We start from the raw sequence: 19,731 nt of genomic DNA, 5'->3' as shown, positions 1-19,731 counted from the left end.
GCTCCCGGCGGATCGCCGGACGCCTCGGGCCTTGCCGCCGCTGCCGGTACAGCGGCGGCAACGGAGCCCACGGTGCGCGTGTACCTCAAGCGCACCGGGCAGATCGAGACGCTGCCGCTGGAGCAGTACGTCACCGGCGTGCTGGCGGCCGAGATGCCGGCCGACTTTGAGCTGGCCGCGCTCAAGGCCCAGGCGATCGCGGCCCGCACCTTCATCGTCCGCAGGCTTGCCGCCCAAGATACAAGCGGCGTGCCGGGCGGCAAGGCCGATGTGCTGGATAGCGTCGACCATCAGGTCTATTTGTCTACCAAGACGCTTGAGAAATGGGAGAAGCAAGGGAAGTCTGCGGCGTTGGCGAAGCTGAAACGGGCTGTATCCGAGACACGGGGAATTGTCATGACTTATCAGGGAAAGCCGATTACGGCAGCCTTCTTCTCGGCAAGCGGAGGCTACACCGAGAACTCGGAGGAATATTGGTCCTTAAAGATCCCTTATCTGCGCAGTGTGCCAAGTCCATGGGATGCACAGGTGAACTCAAATAATCAGGAGACGTTTACCGTCTCCGTAGATGAAATATATCGGAAGCTCGGCCAAGCTCCGCCGGCCAAGGCGGCAACTGCACAGGCGGGCCCAGGGGCATTGAAAGCCTCCTCCGCAGGAAAGGCATCTGCAGCGCAACTAACCATCCTGTCTCATACTACCGGAGGCCGAGTGAAGGAAATTAAAGTAGGGGAGCAAAGCTATTCCGGCAGAGAGTTTCGGGAGAAGCTCGGCCTGCGGTCCAGTCAGTTCACGATCAAGTTGGATGGGGCTGACGCCCGGATAACGACTTACGGCTATGGGCACGGAGTGGGGATGAGCCAGTGGGGAGCGAACGGCATGGCCAAGCAAGGGTACACCACAACACAAATTCTCAGACACTACTATACGGGAATCACATTTCAACAGGCAGACGAAATGCTTGAATAGATTATATAAGTTGAACTATATAAACTACGTAAAAAGGGCTTAAGAGTGAAGTGTGCTGTAGTGAAAGCTTTCTGCAAGAAAGCTGCTTCGGGAGCATAAGCTCGTAAGCGTTCGCCTATAGCAGCTAAGATTGAGTAGTCTTTCATGCCTATGAAAAAAAATATGATAGCGAAGTATAAAAGCGAAAGCCGCGGTAACACTGGTTACTGAGGTGATGAGCTAATGAATGAACAAAACAACAAAAAGAAGCCCCATGAGGAATCTCCTAAAATTGCAATGGGAGAACCGGTAGTTCAGGTATCCGCATGGAAAAAACTATTGTCCAAGAGATGGGTCTACCCGGCAGCGTACATGGCAGCAGCGGCAATTATACTAACCTTAGTGTGGGTCTATCAAGATGCCAGCCAAAAGCCGCTGGATTCCACACCTGCCAGTGTAAGTGAGGACGGAGTCGTCGGTACGCAGGATTTGATGGCCGAAGATAACGCTAACGAGGGTCTTGGTGAAGATCCGGCTGCCCAAACGGTTGCTGTTGCCGAGGATTTGGCTTGGCCGGTAGCCAATATGGCTGACGTATCGGTAGTGAAGCCGTTCTATGACAGTGAAGGCAGCGCGGAGGACCATGAAGCAGCGCTCGTCCAGTACAATGATACCTTTATTGCGAATACAGGGATCGATCTGGCGCGAAGCGACAATGAGTCTTTTGAAGTTACCGCTGCTTTGGGCGGCAAAGTAACCCGGGTTGAGGAAGTGCCGCTCTATGGTCTGGTAGTGGAGATTACCCATGCCAATAACCTGAAGACGGTATACGAAAGTCTTGCGGATGTGACGGTGAAGCAGGACGATGATGTGAAGCAGGGAGCTGTCATCGGTACAGCAGGCAGAAATGAAATCGAGCAGGAGCTCGGCAACCATGTTCATTTCGCGGTGTACGAAAATGATGAGTTGATTAACCCAAGCAGTGTGCTGCCAAAGAATCAATAATACCGGACGTTGATCCGCAAGCGGAGAGCCTTTGTCTCTCCGCTTTTTTTGTGCTTGCAGAGAGCCTGTCCCTCCCCCGATAAATGCCCTTTTCAAAATTATTTGGCCTCGCCCGGGCTTGTCAGGCTTGGAAACAAAGAATATATAAGGACGCCCCTCATATAATGTACCAAACTATCTCGAGTAGGGAGGCGGGAGCGTGCACGATTACATCAAGGAACGGACGATTAAGATTGGCCGCTGCATTGTGGAGACTCGGCATACGGTTCGGACTATAGCCAAGGAATTTGGCGTATCAAAAAGTACGGTGCACAAGGATTTAACCGAGCGGCTGCCGGAGATTAATCCGGAACTCGCAGACCAGGTCAAGCACATTCTCGAATACCATAAGTCGATCAGACATTTGCGGGGAGGCGAAGCAACGAAGATTAAATATAAGAAAAAAGGGCACTCCAAACGGGAAGTGGTTAGTTCTGCAAGATAATGGGTAATAAGTTAGTTTAGGCTTGAGGAATGTAATTGAACACCTCCCCCAAAGTATGGTATTTTAAAATATGGTAATACATTGTGAATTTCTACCCCAAATCCTCATTTTTTGCAGGATTTCCGCCAAGTTCGTCGAATATTGGCAAACGGGTTATTTATACACATTGACCATTTACGGTTCTTAAAATACGTTTTGGGGGAGCACGGAATGATGAGCAAGGATATTGGTATTGACTTAGGCACAGCGAATGTGCTGATTCATGTCAAGGGAAAAGGGGTCGTCCTCGACGAACCGTCAGTAGTTGCGATCGACAGCGATGCCAAGCGAGTGCTTGCGGTCGGTGAAGAAGCCCGCAAGATGGTTGGACGCACACCAGGTAACATCATTGCGATTCGCCCATTAAGAGACGGCGTTATAGCTGACTTTGAAATTACGGAGACGATGCTCAGATATTTTATCGACCGGGTCGGCGGTAGAAGCTGGTATAGTCATCCGCGTATTTTAATCTGCGCACCAACGAATATTACCTCCGTAGAGCAGAAAGCAATTCGTGAAGCGGCCGAGCATAGCGGGGCGAAGGAAGTTTATATGGAAGAAGAACCGAAAGCGGCTGCAATAGGCGCAGGTATGGACATATATGAACCTAGCGGAAACATGGTTATCGACATCGGCGGAGGAACGACGGATGTGGCGGTGCTCTCGATGGGAGACATCGTCACGGCTTCGTCCATCAAAATTGCCGGGGACAAGTTCGATAGCTCCATTATTAGATATATTAAATCGAAGTACAAGCTCTTAATCGGGGAGCGTACCGCAGAGGATATCAAGATCAATATCGGTACGGTGCATCCTTCAGGACGCAGAGCGGAGATGGATATTCGCGGACGGGACATGGTCTCTGGCCTTCCGTTAACAATCACGATCTCTTCGACCGAGATTCAGGAAGCTTTGTTTGATCCGGTATCCTCTATCGTGGCAGCAGCTAAATCGGTGCTGGAACGCACGCCGCCAGAGCTCTCTGCGGATATTATTGACCGCGGGGTAATCTTGACGGGCGGGGGCGCACTCCTCAATGGACTGGACGAGCTGCTTGTTGAAGAGCTGCGCGTTCCGGTGCTGATCGCCGAGGATCCGATGCACTGCGTAGTAAAGGGTACCGGTATTATGCTGGACAACCTCGACCGGATCATTAAGAAAAAGTTCTGATTGACCGATATATATAAATGAAAGTTCAAAAAGTCAGGTTTTTAGCACCGAGAAGGTTGGATGAAGCAAGAGACTGAGTAGCGGAGCTACACGTTTTCAAAGAAAACGACTTCGGAAGCATGTGCTTGGCAAAACCTACGTGAGCAACGGAAGGCGCGGGGTGAATTCAAGATTCGATGTCGAGAGGTCTTACTTATTTGCTTCGTGATCAAAAGATGACTTTTTAAACAACCTTTATAATAGAGGAAATTATCAAGAGAACGTTTGGAGGCTAGACTATGCTAAGAGGGCTCTATACAGCGGCATCGGGCATGATTACCCAGCAGCGCCGTCACGATACCGTAACGCAGAACATTGCCAATATCAATACGGCCGGTTATAAACAGGTGAATTCAGTGACGCATTCTTTTCCGGATGTCCTGATTTCGCTGATGGGTGATAAGGAAACGGGCGGTCAGAAGACGATTGGCAGACTGACGACCGGTGTATTCGCTGAAGAGAGCATGTCCTCTTTTATGCAGGGAGACTTGAAGGAGACGAACAATTCTTCGGACTTCGGACTTGTATCCAGTCTTGGCCTGATTGATCCGGCAACCGATCAACCGATCCCGTTCGACGCATCGGGGAAGTATGTGACGGAGGACGGAGAGGTTATTTATCGGCCGGAAGTGTTTTTTACAGTGCAGGATGCTAACGGCGAGACCCGGTATACCCGGGATGGCGGTTTTAGAGTGAACGCAGCCGGTGATCTGCTCACAGACCAGGGACAACGGGTTCTTAATACAGATGGCAACCCGATTGTATTGCCGCCAGGCATAACGATGGATCAAGTGAAGAGCGACAGTCTCGGCAATTTATCTTATGATGAAGATGGGGTTCAGACTGATTTGGCTACCATCGGTGTTGTTGTGGTGAACAATCCGCATCAATTGGTGCGGGAAGGCCATGGCGTATTCCGGGTTGATAATGTGCAGGCTGCTGATATTCGCGCACTTGAAGCGGAGGATAATGCATCGGTTCGTCAAGGGTATCTGGAGTCCTCGAATGTGGATACCGCCCAGGCCATGGTTGATCTGATGGCGGCACAGCGGGCCTATGAGTCCAATCAGAAGTTAATTCAGTACTATGACAAGAGTCTTGAAAAGGCTGTTAATGAAATCGGCCGTGTCTAATCTAATTCCACCGGGAGGTGTGACAATATGAATAATTCGATGATTAGCGCCATGGTATCGATGAGCGGCATTCAGAAGCGTCTCGATCTGCTCGGCGAGAACATTGCAAATATGGATACAGTCGGGTACAAACGCAAGGAGGCCACTTTCGAGGATACGCTGATGCGGATCAAGTCGCAGACCTCTACCATGCAGCTGCCCGGACGGGCTACACCGAACGGATTTGAGCTGGGCTTCGGCTCCAGAGTAACCGGAATTTCCAATAACTTTACCCAAGGCTCCATCAAGGAGACGGGTAATCCTACAGACTTTGCAGTTGAAGGCAATGCACTGTTCAAGGTGGAAATTCCGAGCGAAGGTGAAGACATCGTGGCAGCCTATACTCGTGCTGGGGATTTTCATTTGCAGCCCGATCCTGACGATGCTGAGAGTATGCTTCTTGTAAACGGTCAAGGGCATTACGTGCTGAACGCTGAGAATGAGCGAATTGCTGTTCCTGCCGGTGCAGAGTTGAAGGTGGATAAGCAAGGCAACATCTTTACGATATTGAACGGTGAGTCCACGGCAGCTGGGCGAGTTCAACTGCTCACTCCGATCCGCCAGGAGGCGCTGACATCGGTGGACGGCAATCTATTCACACTGGTTGCGGGTGCAACTGAAGAGGGCGTTCTGGCGGATACGGCTACACTTCCGGCGAACCAGCAGGCTCAGATCAGACAGGGGGCACTGGAAGCCTCTAACGTAAATATGGTCGATGAAATGGCGGAGATGCTGCAGGTGCAGCGTGCCTATCAGCTTGCAGCTCGTGCTCTGACGTCCAGTGAGACAATGTCGGGACTGGCGAATAACTTGCGCGGATAGGTGGGGAACCATGAACGAACAGACCGAGGAGAATAACGAACCGGCTCCCAAGCGCAAACGGTCGGGATGGTGGACGCTGCTCAAGGTGGTGTTGATTCTGCTGTTCCTGGCGTTGGCGCTGGTGGGTGGAACATATGCCGGATATGTAGTGCTGGGCAAGCAGGATCCAGGCGATATGCTCAAGTGGGAGACATGGCGGCATGTATATGATCTGGTATTTGCGCCTTAGCTGCAATATTGTAATATAAGGAAACGTTTATATAGCTAACGCGGTTATAGTGTACAAAGCATTATGTCAGTACCAAGCAACAAGTGTCAGGCAACAAGTGTCAAGCAACAAGTGGCAAGAGCGAAGTGCCAAGCACCAAGTGCCAAGCGCCAAGCGCCAAGCCATATCGAGGTACTAAGGTATATATGGAATGCTGAAGCACGTACGTGGGATACATCAAGCGTGCTGCAGTGAAAAAAACAGCCTTAAATTCAGGGAAGACGATGGGAATACGCAAATAGTGAATTTTTTTCGCTTAAATGTGCTAAGAATGCGGTTTTGGCAAATTACCGGAGATTTAAGGTAAGTTTTTTCACTAAAATTAGGTTTGCCCGTCGAACCAAGATTTTAAGGTAACTTTTTTCACTAAAGTAGGATTCGCCCCTCGATCCGTTAGAATAAGCGCCGCGCGCTGCAACAATACCACATGCAGGACTGAACTCCCGAGATTCGGGAGTTTTCTTTTTACAGGCTTAAATTGTATAATGATGGGGGACTGCACACCTGTAAAAAATCAAAAGGGCCGGACCCGGCGGCAGAATTCTTCCACCTCCGGATCAGCCCCTTATCTTAACCTCCGCTTCTGCAGACGCGAAGGATAGTTTCAGTGTGACCGCAGAGCCTTCCTTTTATACGAAATTAAAGTGAAGATTATTGAATGTGAGTTGTTACAAGCGCTAGACCATAATGGAAAGGAGCAATAAATCAATGCTGAATACCAAGCAGATTCAGGAAATCATTCCGCACCGCTATCCATTTCTTCTTGTTGACCGGATCGAGGAACTGGAAGAAGGCAAGCGGGCTGTTGGAATTAAAAATGTAACGATTAACGAGCCGTTCTTTACGGGACACTTTCCCGATTATCCGGTGATGCCTGGCGTGTTGATTACCGAGGCGTTGGCACAGGTGGGTGCCGTCGCGATTTTGCATTTGGAGGAGAACAAAGGGAAGATTGGCTTTTTGGCGGGCTTGGATGGATTCCGTTTTCGTGGTCAAGTCGTTCCTGGCGATACTTTGCGTCTCGAGGTGGAGATTATTCGTCTGAAGGGCTCCATCGGCAAAGGCCGGGCAGTGGCTAAGGTCGATGATAAAATTGTCGCAGAGGGCGAAATTATGTTTGCGCTATCCTGAGATGTGAAGTGACATCATTACAACTGCGGAGAGGATGTATGAGGTATCATGACAGAGATGAAAGAGAACTATAAAGACAAGGCAGCAAGCTGGCTGAACGACCCGGCCATTGATGAGCAGACCAAGCAAGAGCTCCGCGAGCTGGAGAGCAATCCGGCTGAATTGGAGGATCGTTTCTACCGGGATCTGGAGTTTGGAACCGGAGGGCTTCGCGGCGTCATTGGAGCAGGCAGCAACCGGATGAACCGCTATACCGTGGCCCGAGCTACCCAGGGCTTTGCCAAGTATATTTTAGAAGAGCATGCAGGGAAGGAAGGCAAGCCATCGGTAGTTATCGCTCATGATTGCCGCCATTTCTCACCTGAATTCTCGCTGGAGGCCGCGCTTGTACTGGCTGCCAACGGGATTATTGCGAAGCTGTTCCCGTCGCTTCGTCCTACACCGCAGCTGTCTTACTCGGTACGCAGTCTTAAGGCAACAGGAGGTATCGTCGTTACGGCGAGCCATAACCCTCCGGAGTATAACGGCTATAAGGTGTACAACGCTTCCGGCGGACAATTGGTGCCGCATGAAGCAGAGCGCGTTATCAATAACATTCAGGAAATCTCCTTGTCCGAGGTAAAGCGGATCGATCAGGCAACGGCGGAAGCGGCCGGCTTGCTTGTATGGCTGGGCGAGGCTGAGGATGAAGCGTTCGTAGAGACCGTCGCTGCAACCAGCGCAAACCGTGACCTGATGCTGTCTGGTGCGGCGAAAGATGTTGTGATCGTATTTACGGCGCTCCATGGTACAGGCAATTTGCCGGTTCGGCAAGCTCTGGCGAAGAACGGCTTCACTCAGGTACATATCGTTAAGGAACAAGAGCAGCCTGACGGTAATTTCTCGACAGTGAAGTCGCCGAATCCGGAAGAACGCGAAGCCTTTACGATGGCGATTGAGCTTGGCAAACAGGTGGGTGCCGACATTCTGATCGGAACGGACCCGGATGCGGACCGCATGGGCGCGGTTGTGCGCAATCATGAGGGCGAGTATGAGATTCTGACCGGGAATCAATCGGGCTCTCTGCTGGTGCACTACTATTTGAGCCAGCTCCAGGAGCAAGGCAAGCTTCCGAAGAACGGTGCTGTCGTCAAGACGATCGTAACGAGCGAGCTTGGTGCGGTGATTGCCCGTCACTACGGGGCAACGGTATTCAATACATTGACCGGCTTCAAATATATCGGGGAAAAGATGAACGAATTCGAAGCATCCGGCGAGTATACTTATCTGTTCGGATATGAGGAAAGCTACGGATACCTGGCTGGCAATTATGCCCGGGATAAGGATGCTGTCGTGGCGGCGATGCTTATTTCTGAAGCGGCTGCCTTCTATAAGCGTCAAGGCAAGACCTTGCTGGATGTGCTGGAAGAGCTGTACAGCCAGTTTGGCTATTACCGCGAATCGCTTGCATCCCGCACATTGAAGGGCAAGGACGGCCTCGCCAAGATCGGCGCCCTCATGAACGACTTCCGCAGCAATCCCCCGCAGCAGGTTGCAGGGGTGGGCGTGTCGGAATTGCTCGACTATTCAGAGGGACTGGACGGATTGCCGAAGGAAAATGTACTTAAGTTCCTGCTTGAGGATGGCTCGTGGTTCTGCCTGCGTCCATCCGGTACGGAGCCGAAGATCAAGTTCTATTTTGCGGTTCGCGGCACCAGCAATGAAGATGCGGCAGCTCGTATGGTTGCCTTGCAGGACGACGTGCTCGCTCGTGTCGACGCTTAGCATTTAAAGTGAAAGTGGTTGAACACGGGGTTCACCAAGCCTGGCGCGGCTGTACTGCCCTGGCGTAGATACCCTGACCGGACAGGCGGGGGCCAGATTTCTATGAGGATGAGCGATATAGTTGCAAATATACAGCTATATCGCTTCAATTCTCACTTTAATTTCAGAACGGATCAACTTAAATGTATATATACATCTATATTCACATTTTCTGCAGAACACTAAGAAATAGTTGCACCCAAGTCAATTAAATACCGACGCCCTTGGGGAAATCCCGTAGTCGGGAATTTATGCGAATAACGGGGGAAAATACGAACTATTCGATCAAACTGATTGATAATGGTAAAATGTGGCGGTATTTATAGATGCGGGGGAGTCAGCAGGAGCAGTTCACACAAATGAAGTAACGCGATATTTTCCCGTTATGATCGGGGTCATTATATATGGAAGCAAGAGAAATGTGTGACTGCAATTTTTTCTACTTATGAGGAGGTACCTAAGTGATTCGAAGTTTGCAGCGATGGAATGAAGCTTCCCGCAAGTGGTTGTGGGTACTGGTAATCATTGCAATAGTAGCTTCTGTACCGGTGATTGTACAGCGCGTACAGACGGAGTCTTCCGCTAATCAGGTGGAGGTTGTGTTTAATTATCGAGGACTGCTGGATGTGTCTGCCTATCAAGGTAATCCGCAGGCCTATCTCGACGAACAGCTGGACCGGCTGAAGGAAGCCGGCGTTAACACGATGGCGATGTTCGAGAGTACGCTTGATGAGCTTTCCAAGGCACGTCGAATTATGGTATTTAATGCTGCAGATGCTGCAAAAATGTCTCAGACCTTAGTTACACCGGATAAAAATTACACTTACGTCGCATTTACGAACGAAGAGAATGCAGCACAGCTGCGCCCGATGATTGAAGAGAGCTTCCGCAAGCTGGATGTATCGGTTGCGCCGTGGAATTTTGGCGAATATTCAGGCTTGATGCTTGGAATGAGTATGGATGAATCTGTGATGAAGCCGATGGCGCTTGATCCGTTCGCCTTTGCTATGCTGCGAGAGAAAGGCTTCAATATTCTCCCGCGGTTGTCGGATAATATTGCGTATGATCAGGAAGAAATGGATGAGATGCTCGCTTTTTATGCCGAAAATGGCGTGAAAAGAATCCTTTTTGATGGGGAAGCCGTTAAGGGATACAAGGAGAATGCAAGTTTGAACAGTCTGCAAGGCTTTGCTGATCTGTTGAATAAGCACGGGATCGGAATTGCAGCGATAGAAAACCTGAAGTCTCCGCAGAAAGGCTTGAATCAGCTCGCCTATCTATTGGATTATAATGTTGTACGGCTTCATTCGTTGCAGGATACGGAAGCATCGCAGGATCCTAAGGTGCTTGCGGATCGTTTCGTGCTGGCAACGAAGGACCGGAATATCCGGATGCTTTATCTGAATGCTTCACCGAATAGGGACGCCGCTAAAGCATCCATCACAAGTCCAATCAACAATTTGATGGATTCGCTGACAGGCTCGGAAGGGGCTATTCAGCGGATTCAGAACAATGGTTTTGAAATCGGACAAGCCAAGGCGTTTGTAATTCATGATGCTTCTTGGCAAAAAGCGTTGAAGGCGATAGTTGTGCTTGGCGGCGTGGCTATGTGCGCACTGCTGGTGTCTTACTTTATTCTGCCGCTTACGCTGATTGCTTTCGTGTTGGGATTGGTCGGCTCCGCAGGGCTTTATGTATTGAACTCCGCGCTGATGGAGCAGGCGCTTGCATTGGGCGTGGCGATTAGCGCGCCTACCGTGGCAACATTGCTGGCCATTCGCAAAGTGAAGGACATTCGTCAGTCGCTTCCCGAGATTTCCGCTGGGCGCAGATTGACGCATACCTTGGTGCTGTATATCAAGACCTCGTTGATTTCGCTCGCAGCTGTGCCTTTTGTAATCGCTCTGCTTAACAATATCACGTATAGTCTGGTGCTCAATCAGTTCCGCGGCGTAAGTCTGCTGCACATGGGGCCGATCCTGCTGATAGCTATTTATGTATTCCTTTATCAAGGGACTTCCATTTGGCAGGAGCTTCGCAATTGGTTGAAAATGCCGATCACGCTCTTATGGGTTGTTGTAGCAGCAGTGCTCGGTGTGGTGGCTTTGTACTACTTGTCAAGAACCGGCAATGCCGGAACCTTGCTGCCGGGAGAAGCGGCTTTCCGTTCATTCCTGGAAAATACATTTGGCGTCCGTCCGCGGAATAAGGAATTTTTGCTGGCGCATCCGTTGTTCCTGGTTGGCATATTCGCCGCTTTCCGTTACCGCTGGGCGATGTACGCCATGATTATTGCGGTTATGGGACAATTGTCCATGGTTGATACGTTCGCACACATTCATACTCCTGCCGTGCTCTCGCTGATCCGCGGTGTGCTCGGTCTAGGTCTGGGTCTTATTGTCGGGCTGATCGCGATTGTGGTATGGCATATTATCGAAAGGTGCTGGGATCGATGGTCTCCGAAACTGTTAAGACAATAGTTGTGTCGGGATACTACGGCTTCCGCAACAGCGGGGACGAGGCTGTGCTGCAATCCATTCTATCCGCCTTGGAAGAGGAAGGGAGAGCAGCCGGCATTGTGATCAAGCCGGTAGTTCTGTCCATCAATCCGGAATGGACGAGCCGTACGTATGGCGTCAAGGCAGTCCATCGGATGAAACTGGCCGAGGTTAGGAACGCTATTAAGAACAGCGACGGCCTGATCAGCGGAGGAGGAAGTCTGCTGCAGGACGCAACCGGGCTCGGCTCGATTCCGTACTATCTCGGAATCCTCAAGCTGGCCCAATGGATGGGCAAGCCGACATTCATCTACGCTCAGGGCATCGGGCCGGTAAACCGCAAGCTGTTCCGCCCGTTCATTGCCTCTGTGTTCCGCCGCTGTGAGTATATTTCGGTGCGCGACTCGGAGTCGGCCGCTTTGCTTCACAGCATGGGGGTGGCCCGGGACGGCATTGCGGTCGTCCCGGATCCGGTCATGGGCCTCGCCCTTCCGGAGGGCGAGGCTGCAGGCGCAGCCACCGGCAGTGAGGAGCTGCCGGTGGTGGGCGTCTCGGTCCGCTTCTGGAATGCGGACCGTTCCGAGCTGGCGAAGCTGGCCGAGGGCCTCGCTTCGCTGTGCCGCCGCTGTGCGGTGCACATCCGGTTTCTGCCATTCCACGTCCCGGGCGATGACGAAGCGTCGCGCTTCGTCATCGAGCAGATGGGGAATGTGGCAGAATTCGGGTGCGCCGTGAGTACGGCGGCGGAGACGGAGCATCCGTACGAGATGCTCCGGGAAGTGAGCCGATGCCGCCTGCTGATCGGCATGAGGCTGCACAGCCTCATTTACGCGGCATCCCAGGAGGTGCCGCTGCTCGGCATCTCATATGATCCGAAGATCGATCATTTTCTGAGCCGCCTCGCCAGCGTACCGGTCGGCAGCTCCGCAGAGCTTGACCCGCGGATCGTCGCCTCGCAGGCAGAGCGTCTGCTCGGCGAAGGCGAGGCCTGGCGCACGACCCAGGCCTCCCGCATCCATGAACTGAAGCGGGAAGCGCGCGAGCCGGCTAAGCGGATCGTTGAGTTTGTGCGGAGCAGAGAGTAGGAGGCAGGATGAAGATGATCGAGAATACACACGGAAGCGGAGTTCCGACAGTATCTATTTTCGGAATCCCAGTCAGCAAGTGGGGGCTGCGCGATACAGTCAACCATTTGTGTGAAGCGGTGGAGAGCGGCAAGCCGCACCAGATCATCACGGCTAACCCGATTATGGTGATGGCTGCGCTGGAGGATCCGGCTTATAACGTCATTATGCAGGAGGCCGAGTTGATCGTTCCGGATGGCGCAGGTGTGGTCTGGGCGGCACAAAAGGCCGGTGAGCCGATTGAAGAACGGGTTCCCGGGATTGAGCTTCTTCACGAATTAATGAAGGAGGGGCAACAGCGGGGCTGGAAGATCTACTTGCTGGGTTCCACAAAAGAAGTGATTCAGGAGACTGCTCTGCGGTTAACGGAGCAATATCCGGGTACTGCCATTGTGGGAGCTCGTGATGGATATTTTGGACCGGATCAGGATCAGGAGGTCATCGATGGCATCAGAGCAGTCTCTCCGCATCTGCTATTCGTGGCCCGAGGGGCTGATACGCAGGAGCCGTGGATTCACAAACACAAACACTCTCTGGGTGTGCCGTTGATGATGGGCGTTGGAGGAAGCTTCGATGTGATCTCCGGCAAGACCAAGCGAGCACCAAAGGCCTTCCAAAAGCTTAGGCTTGAGTGGCTATACCGTCTGCTTTCCGAACCATCACGCCTGCCGAGAATGGCTGCGCTGCCGAAATTCGTCGTGCGGGTACTGCGTGAGGGAGAAAACCTGAAGAAAAGCAGCTAATTTAATGGTTTTTGCTGCAAAACGGCCTAATATTGCTCAAATACGAAGGTTGGTGTTTCTCCTGAAACGGAGTATAATTCATTCCGGCAGAATAAATGGGGGTTGAACTACGCATGTGGATGATTTATACCATCGGGTTTATAGTCTCACTGGGACTTGCTTTGGGACTGACACCGTTGGTCAAGCGATTTGCTCATAAGGTTGGCGCGGTCGATGTGCCGAACGCCCGTAAAGTGCATACAAGAATTATGCCGAGACTCGGCGGATTAGCGATATTTATGGCTTTTATGGTTACCTTCTTTCTGGTGATTCCATTTTTACCGATTGATCTGACTTCCAGAGAACTGAACTTCATCAAGGCCTTTCTCGTGGGAGGAACCATTACGATTCTCCTTGGCGCCCTGGACGATCGCTTCGATCTGCCGGCCAAGCTGAAGTTTGTGGTTCAGATCGCCACCGCTTGTGTGGTTGTCTTCGGCTTCGATATTAAGCTGGAATTCGCCAATATTCCGTTTCACACCTATGCCTCGGTTGAGAGCTGGATTGCAATCCCGTTCACGATCCTCTGGATCGTCGGGGTTACGAATGCCATCAACCTGATTGACGGATTGGATGGCTTGGCTGCGGGGGTATCCGCGATTGCAATCGGCACCATTGCCGTTATGGCATTCTTGATGGGTAATGTAATTGTTGCACTGATCAGCCTGCTGTTGCTGGGCAGTATTATCGGCTTTCTGTACTTTAATTTTCATCCAGCCAAAATCTTTATGGGTGATTCCGGCGCCCTGTTCCTTGGGTTCAGCCTGGCGCTATTGTCATTGCTCGGGTTCAAACAGGTTGCGATCGTGTCCTTCCTGACACCGCTCATCCTGATCGGCGTACCGCTCTCGGACACGATGTTCGCGATCGTGCGCCGCTGGATGCAGAAGAAGCCGATCTTTTCGCCGGATAAGGGACATCTGCATCACTGTCTGCGCGAGCTGGGCTTCAGCCATCGGCAGACCGTACTGATCATTTATGCGATTGCCGCTTTCTTCGGCATTCTGGCCGTCATTCAATCATCGGCAGCCATGTATAACGCCAACTGGGTTACCTTCGTCGTGATCTGCGTTATGGTCTTCTTCCTGCAGATCGGCGCCGAGGTCATCGGCTTGATCGGCAAGACCAAGCGGCCGCTGCTCGACTTCTTCGCGCGCCTGCGCATGAAGGCCGGCGCGGAGCGCGGCTCGAAGTAATTGGAATTATAATCTATACCCGATACCCCTCCCTCGTCCCGCCTTCTTACGCGGCGGCGGGGGATTTTATGAATTAATTGGATCATGCCGGACTTTCGCGCCTTTTTTGCATCGCCGAACTTGTATACTATAGTTGTACATTATTTGTGTTTCCCCAGCTATGCTCTAGTGGAATTTCTTCCCTTAAAATTCACGTTTAACTCGCCGTCCCTACTTTAATGAAAAAAATGACCTTAGATCGCCAGAAACTAGATAATACTCAGGATGAATCGCTTTTAAGCGAAAAAATTTCACTATATCCACGTTTACACCTACTTGCTCAAATCTAAGGTAACTATTTTCACTATATCCGAATCGACTCTGATTTGTTAATTAGCGACATAAAATGTAACCAGAAGCACCAGAAGCACTATCTCGCGCCCATCCCCAATATCGGTTATAATACTTCATAACAGTTCTACTTGGAAGGGAGTTATTCGAATGAGTGAACAATTACTCCACCAGATTTTGCATAAGCTGGACCATATCGAGTCCGAGCAGCAGTCGATGAAATCGGACATACAGTCGATGAAATCCGATATACAGTCGATGAAATCGGACATAGGTTCCCTGAAGTCCGAGCAGCAGGCCATGAAATCAGACATGCAGTCAATGAAGTCTGATATTCTGGAACTTAAGGAGACACAGAATCTTATGAGTACCCAATTGCAGGAGACAAATGAGATTGTCCGTGCAATTCGGGATCGTCAGGAGGAGACTGACGCCAAGCTTGACGCTCTGAGTATGGATGTTCACAAGCTGCATGGCGAGGTAGCGTCCGTCAAGACCAAGCAGGAGCGCCTGGAGATTATTGTAGAAAAGCTTTCCGCCCGCTCGCTGGAGCAGGAATCCGAAATCCGCAGTATCAGACTGGCAAAGTAATTAAATAAATATATTAGTTGTATTCCTGGCCCCTGCTCCGCTGCTTTAGCGGTGTCAGGGGCTTTTTGGCTATCCGCTTGATAATTTCAGAAGTGATTTTGATAATCTCCTAAAATTCTTTCCTTTCTTGTCCGATAATTACTCTATACGACCTTTTGGACGGTTTCCACTTAACGGGAACTACAACAATCTAAGGTAAAAGGAGAGAAATAATTATGCAGCGTTTCAAGAAGCCGTTTCTTTGGCTCACTTTGTTGTCGCTTGTCATTTCGTTGCTGCCGGTAGGCCTGTCTGCTCCGAAGGCAAGTGCGGCGGGTGCTTTGCCAAGCTACTTTATCCCATCGACGCCAGGTCTGCGGGATACCTTCAGTCTAACTATGGAATACACTGGAGACCAGTTGAGTCGTGAGAATGCCTACAAGGTTACAACAGGAACTCTTACGATCGAAGGCTCATTCAGAGCAGGGCTGTCTTCCAATAATATGTTGGTTACAGTAGAACGATTAAATTCAGTACCTAGTTCCGTAGCCAATCAGATTGATTGGGTTCCTGATACCAATAATGTGTATTCCAATACAATGACCACTTCAGGAAATAACTTTTCGGTGCGGGATGTTACCTTGTTTTCTGGATTCAACCGGATTACGTTCTCGGGTACACAAGGGGGAGTTACACAATCGGAATCCTTCTACGTGCTCTATGACAAAATTCCTTATCTTGAGGAACTGAAAATGTATGAGGGCGGTTCCTTGGCCAAGTATCTAAATGAAGGAACGCCTGTGGTAACCAAGGAAGCCATGGTGTCTCTGGAGGGGATCGTTCAGAACACAAATACAGTAACGGTATCTGTGAACGGAAAATCTCCGAACACCGTACCGCGGGATGAGTATAGCGGCAAATTCTATGCCTCCGGATTGTCATTGGCCGAAGGGGTTAATGATTTACAGATTGTAATTACTAATGGTTCAGATACCATTACGATGAATCGTACGATCTTCCGTATTAGTGATACACAGAAAATGACTGGCCTATATGTCGCTTCTACATCTACAGCTTATGATGCTTACGGCAAGACGCCTGTTATTACAGAAAGTGCAGGTGCTGGAGTCAGTATTATTGGTCAGGTTATTATTCCCTATCAGAAGGATGCTGACACGCCTAACGAAGGTTCCTTTTCTGCAAATGGTAAGGTAGCATACAAGAGTGCTAGTGATCCGGACTTTGTGGATGTGACCTCTAGCCTGAGGGTTCTGAAAATGAAAGCAGTCAATGCTGATGGCTCCTATTCGAATGAAACAGGACAGGATGTAATCATCCCCAATGCCAGCGGAAGCCCGGAATATCTTGCGGTCACCTTTAAGGTCGACGGTATTCCGGCTGTAGGTAGTGAAACCAACACGATTTCGCTTCGAGTGACCTATGGTGATCCTGCGGCGACTGTGCCAAGATTCAGTGCGACCGTTCCGGTATCCTTCCGTTATTTGCCCGGTCAGGCAACGATTAAAAATATGTATTACCTGCCTGCCTATGAGACAGAATCCACGAAAGCCGGCTTCGATGCTACTAAGGACTTAACCAAGGTAAATCTTAACGGAGCTACAGTAAATTCAGGGACTTTCTATGTATACATTGAAGGCAGTGCGGCCCTTACCGGGAATGTGAACGCCACGTATTTGCCAAAGGGCTCTAAAACCTTGGATATAAGCACTACCCCTGTAGCTAGCGGCTCAAATTGGCAAATCTACAAGATCTCCGACTTTTCTTCCGGCCAGCAGCAGCTTGCTTTCTGGTATACCAGTGGTGAAGAGGCGAGAGCAACTGTTTCTTATATCACAATGACTAAAATCTCTTTCACGAATCTGATCTATGGTCAGACGATTGAAGTGGATTCTAAAGACCCTGACACACTTGAACTTAAAGTTGAAGGAAGCTATTTGGGCTTTGAAAATTTCAAGGCTCCGACCAACGCCTCCTATTCTGTGAATGGGTTAGCTTCAGCACCAGGGGAGACAACAAAGGTTGGAGAAGTTAGTTATCCTACTGACAACTCCTTTGTACTGAAAGTAAAGATTGGGCCACAAGGACCTCTCTTTTATGGTGAAAACCGGATTATCTTTTATGGAACCTCTATGGATGGTAATGGCAACGCTCGTACAGTAACGGGAGAAATGCTGGTCTATATTGTAGACAAGAATGGAGCGACAATCAGCAATTTACAGCCGGCAGCAGTATCAGGCACTACAGCTCCCTTGCCAACTCGGATTCAAATGCAGGATGCGCTTGATAATGTTAATACAGGAGCGCAGGAAGCTCTTGATACAGTCATGAACACCTTGTTCCTTCTATCTCCAAGCTTTACCTATAGTGCTGAGGCCGGAAATTATACAACAAATAATAAGACGGCTCACTTGCTTGGGCGAGGCAGTGGAGCAACACGGGTCAAATTGTACTTTGGCTCGACAACTCTGTTGGATAAAACCATGGGAACTGATGTAACCGAGGTGACGGATTCCTTCACCTACGATTTTGGCGGCGGCTCCAAGTCTTATTCCTACACGCTTGTAGGCAGTGAGAAGGATTTTGTATTCCGCGTGCATGATGTGGATCTTGAAGTGCCGGGAAGCTATGTGTTTAATCTGGAGTTAATCAATGATTCAGGCTCCAGAACCAACAAGAAGATTGAGTTGGTTCGTGTAGTTGAACCATACCGTCTGCTCGCCCCGCAGCCGAATGTAGATGGACAGTACATTGTAAACAAGAACTTTGTTCGTTTTGACATTGAGGCAGAGGGAGCAACGAAGGTTCTAATTGATGGCGAGGAAGCAGAACTGCGTCAAGAGGCAGGACTCGCTGATCGTTATATCTATGACTACACTGGACTCAAAGCAGATAAGAGTACGAAGGTAAAAATAGAGATTGTTCGTGCAGATACAAGCTTCAAGGATACCATCGAAGTTTACTATACCTCAGCAGTAAATGTGGATAGTCAATTCATGGCGGTGAAGGCCGCTACGAAATATAGTGTATTCAACAAAAAGATCGAACTCAGTTTCCCTAAGGGAACTATTTTACAGACTGCGTTTCCTGGTACGAGCGCAATTGAGTATTATCCGGATAACAAGATTCTGTTCGGTATTGCCGATCCCGAGAATGGCGTGGTAGGCAAGCGCGATGATTATGGCAACTACATTGGTGGACAAAATAACAATATAGAGAGCGGCTATGATCCTATTCAGATTCCGATTGATGTGAGAGCTAAGTTCTCCAGTCCTGAGAGTAGAGCGAATTTCACACCTGTCTCTGATGTGTATTGGATTCACGGAGGCTTGGGTGAGAGCGGCGACATTGGGGCTACAAACGGACTTGCTCCATATTCTCTTGAGGGCTACTTCACCAGATTTCCTGCTTCCAGAAAAATTGTTCCATCACAGCGCGGAGAGTTGACGCTGTCCTATAACAGCAGTGTGGTAGATGAAGCTGGAACAACGATTACGGTCTTCCGTCTCACGGATACCGGTATTTGGGAAAATATTGGTGGTGAGGTAGATACCAAGGGGCATAAAATTACAGTGCCGTTTGATGATTTTGGTTATTACATGGTTATGAAGCTCAAGAGGGGCTATAGTGACATTACAAACCATGGCTGGGCAAGAAATATTCTTAATGCGCTCTATTCCAAGGGGATTATGAAGAATCTGCGCGGAGACAGCTTCGGTACAGATGACCGGATTACGCGCGGGGAATTTGCAACTCTGCTGGTGAAGGGCTTGAATATTCCGTTGAATTATCCGACCGATGGGAATCATTCCAAATCCACCTTTACAGATGTGGGGCCGGGCGCAGCTACAGAGACCTGGAGCTACAAGTACATTGAGACAGCAGCACGGGCTGGTATTGTAGCGGGTACGAATGAAGGCGAGTTCGCCCCGTATACGCCGATTACGCGCGAACAGGCAGCTGTGATGATCTCCAGAGCGCTCAAGCTCAAGCTGGCTCTGAATGACGACAAGCTGAATTCGTCATTGGCCAAGTCCTTTACGGACTCCGGAAGCATGGATTACTATGCTAGACCTGCGATCCAGGCAGTGTCCAAGGCGAAGATTATGAATGGCGCGGCGACTACACTTCCAGGACAGAAGAAAGCAACGTACAGCTTCAATCCGAAGGGCTACATGACTCGCGCAGAAGCAGGCAAGATTGCCGTGGAGCTGTTCAAGGAGAGCACGGACATCTTCCCTAAGAACTTCAATTAGTAGAGGTTGTTTGAACTTACACTAAAATAGGTAGAAACAGTGTATCCCCTTGTCCGCGATAGACTAGCGGCAGGGG

At 50.1% G+C, this 19,731-nt stretch carries 15 protein-coding genes; all 15 read left to right on the top strand.

The genetic code is table 11. From position 1 onward, the window contains the following. Window positions 1–969 (top strand): stage II sporulation protein D (gene spoIID / locus TX85_RS17850; protein WP_081671821.1); only part of this gene is annotated, 969 nt, incomplete at its 5' end. Between the two features lie 222 nt (window positions 970–1,191). Next, window positions 1,192–1,953: a M23 family metallopeptidase gene (locus TX85_RS17845; protein ID WP_044481052.1), complete on the top strand. Its 762-nt coding sequence runs from the start codon at window positions 1,192–1,194 to the stop codon at window positions 1,951–1,953. Between the two features lie 199 nt (window positions 1,954–2,152). Next, window positions 2,153–2,437, top strand: coding sequence for a sporulation transcriptional regulator SpoIIID (gene spoIIID / locus TX85_RS17840; RefSeq protein WP_044481050.1), 285 nt, complete (start codon window positions 2,153–2,155; stop codon window positions 2,435–2,437). 210 nt (window positions 2,438–2,647) lie between these two features. After that, entirely contained in the window at window positions 2,648–3,646 is a 999-nt protein-coding gene (mreB, locus tag TX85_RS17835) for a rod shape-determining protein (RefSeq protein ID WP_044481048.1), read from the top strand. 278 nt (window positions 3,647–3,924) lie between these two features. Then, a complete protein-coding gene (locus tag TX85_RS17830) occupies window positions 3,925–4,818 on the top strand; it encodes a flagellar hook-basal body protein (protein ID WP_044481047.1) in 894 nt (297 codons plus the stop codon). Between the two features lie 27 nt (window positions 4,819–4,845). Continuing rightward, window positions 4,846–5,679 carry a flagellar hook-basal body protein gene (locus TX85_RS17825; protein WP_044481045.1) on the top strand — a complete coding sequence of 278 codons (834 nt, stop codon included), beginning with the start codon at window positions 4,846–4,848 and terminating at the stop codon, window positions 5,677–5,679. Window positions 5,680–5,689: 10 nt separating this feature from the next. Then, window positions 5,690–5,908: a DNA-directed RNA polymerase subunit beta gene (locus TX85_RS17820; protein ID WP_044481043.1), complete on the top strand. Its 219-nt coding sequence runs from the start codon at window positions 5,690–5,692 to the stop codon at window positions 5,906–5,908. A 747-nt stretch (window positions 5,909–6,655) separates the two neighbouring features. Further along, complete coding sequence (gene fabZ / locus TX85_RS17815) at window positions 6,656–7,078, top strand: 3-hydroxyacyl-ACP dehydratase FabZ (RefSeq protein ID WP_044481042.1); 423 nt, start codon at window positions 6,656–6,658, stop codon at window positions 7,076–7,078. Window positions 7,079–7,126: 48 nt separating this feature from the next. After that, window positions 7,127–8,842 (top strand): phospho-sugar mutase, encoded by a 1,716-nt coding sequence (locus tag TX85_RS17810; protein ID WP_044481040.1) that lies wholly within the window; start codon window positions 7,127–7,129, stop codon window positions 8,840–8,842. A gap of 500 nt (window positions 8,843–9,342) precedes the next feature. Then, window positions 9,343–11,361, top strand: coding sequence for a DUF5693 family protein (locus TX85_RS17805; RefSeq protein WP_044481039.1), 2,019 nt, complete (start codon window positions 9,343–9,345; stop codon window positions 11,359–11,361). Further along, window positions 11,334–12,464: a polysaccharide pyruvyl transferase CsaB gene (gene csaB / locus TX85_RS17800; protein ID WP_044481038.1), complete on the top strand. Its 1,131-nt coding sequence runs from the start codon at window positions 11,334–11,336 to the stop codon at window positions 12,462–12,464. The genes TX85_RS17805 and csaB overlap by 28 nt, the downstream gene beginning before the upstream one ends. A 14-nt stretch (window positions 12,465–12,478) precedes the next feature. Continuing rightward, window positions 12,479–13,246 (top strand): WecB/TagA/CpsF family glycosyltransferase, encoded by a 768-nt coding sequence (locus TX85_RS17795; protein ID WP_101781190.1) that lies wholly within the window; start codon window positions 12,479–12,481, stop codon window positions 13,244–13,246. 113 nt (window positions 13,247–13,359) lie between these two features. Beyond that, window positions 13,360–14,481, top strand: coding sequence for a glycosyltransferase family 4 protein (locus TX85_RS17790; protein WP_044481034.1), 1,122 nt, complete (start codon window positions 13,360–13,362; stop codon window positions 14,479–14,481). 480 nt (window positions 14,482–14,961) lie between these two features. Continuing rightward, window positions 14,962–15,402 (top strand): hypothetical protein, encoded by a 441-nt coding sequence (locus TX85_RS27660; RefSeq protein WP_233500790.1) that lies wholly within the window; start codon window positions 14,962–14,964, stop codon window positions 15,400–15,402. A gap of 215 nt (window positions 15,403–15,617) precedes the next feature. After that, window positions 15,618–19,655, top strand: a complete 4,038-nt coding sequence (locus TX85_RS17780) for an S-layer homology domain-containing protein (RefSeq protein ID WP_044481032.1) — start codon at window positions 15,618–15,620, stop codon at window positions 19,653–19,655. Window positions 19,656–19,731: the final 76 nt, after the last annotated feature.

This window comes from Paenibacillus antibioticophila (genome assembly GCF_000455265.1).
Taxonomy (GTDB): domain Bacteria; phylum Bacillota; class Bacilli; order Paenibacillales; family Paenibacillaceae; genus Fontibacillus; species Fontibacillus antibioticophila.
The sequence above is the reverse complement of the archived record's forward strand: the minus strand, read 5'-3'. Positions and strand labels throughout refer to the sequence as shown.

Excerpts from the sequence above, each read along its gene's own strand:
- mreB (WP_044481048.1), top strand. The coding sequence starts at position 2,648 with ATGATGAGCAAGGATATTGGTATTGACTTAGGCACAGCGAATGTGCTG.
- TX85_RS27660 (WP_233500790.1), top strand. The coding sequence starts at position 14,962 with ATGAGTGAACAATTACTCCACCAGATTTTGCATAAGCTGGACCATATC.
- TX85_RS17795 (WP_101781190.1), top strand. The coding sequence starts at position 12,479 with ATGATCGAGAATACACACGGAAGCGGAGTTCCGACAGTATCTATTTTC.
- TX85_RS17830 (WP_044481047.1), top strand. The coding sequence starts at position 3,925 with ATGCTAAGAGGGCTCTATACAGCGGCATCGGGCATGATTACCCAGCAG.
- TX85_RS17810 (WP_044481040.1), top strand. The coding sequence starts at position 7,127 with ATGACAGAGATGAAAGAGAACTATAAAGACAAGGCAGCAAGCTGGCTG.
- TX85_RS17845 (WP_044481052.1), top strand. The coding sequence starts at position 1,192 with ATGAATGAACAAAACAACAAAAAGAAGCCCCATGAGGAATCTCCTAAA.
- TX85_RS17780 (WP_044481032.1), top strand. The coding sequence starts at position 15,618 with ATGCAGCGTTTCAAGAAGCCGTTTCTTTGGCTCACTTTGTTGTCGCTT.
- TX85_RS17790 (WP_044481034.1), top strand. The coding sequence starts at position 13,360 with ATGTGGATGATTTATACCATCGGGTTTATAGTCTCACTGGGACTTGCT.
- TX85_RS17825 (WP_044481045.1), top strand. The coding sequence starts at position 4,846 with ATGAATAATTCGATGATTAGCGCCATGGTATCGATGAGCGGCATTCAG.
- fabZ (WP_044481042.1), top strand. The coding sequence starts at position 6,656 with ATGCTGAATACCAAGCAGATTCAGGAAATCATTCCGCACCGCTATCCA.
- TX85_RS17820 (WP_044481043.1), top strand. The coding sequence starts at position 5,690 with ATGAACGAACAGACCGAGGAGAATAACGAACCGGCTCCCAAGCGCAAA.
- csaB (WP_044481038.1), top strand. The coding sequence starts at position 11,334 with ATGGTCTCCGAAACTGTTAAGACAATAGTTGTGTCGGGATACTACGGC.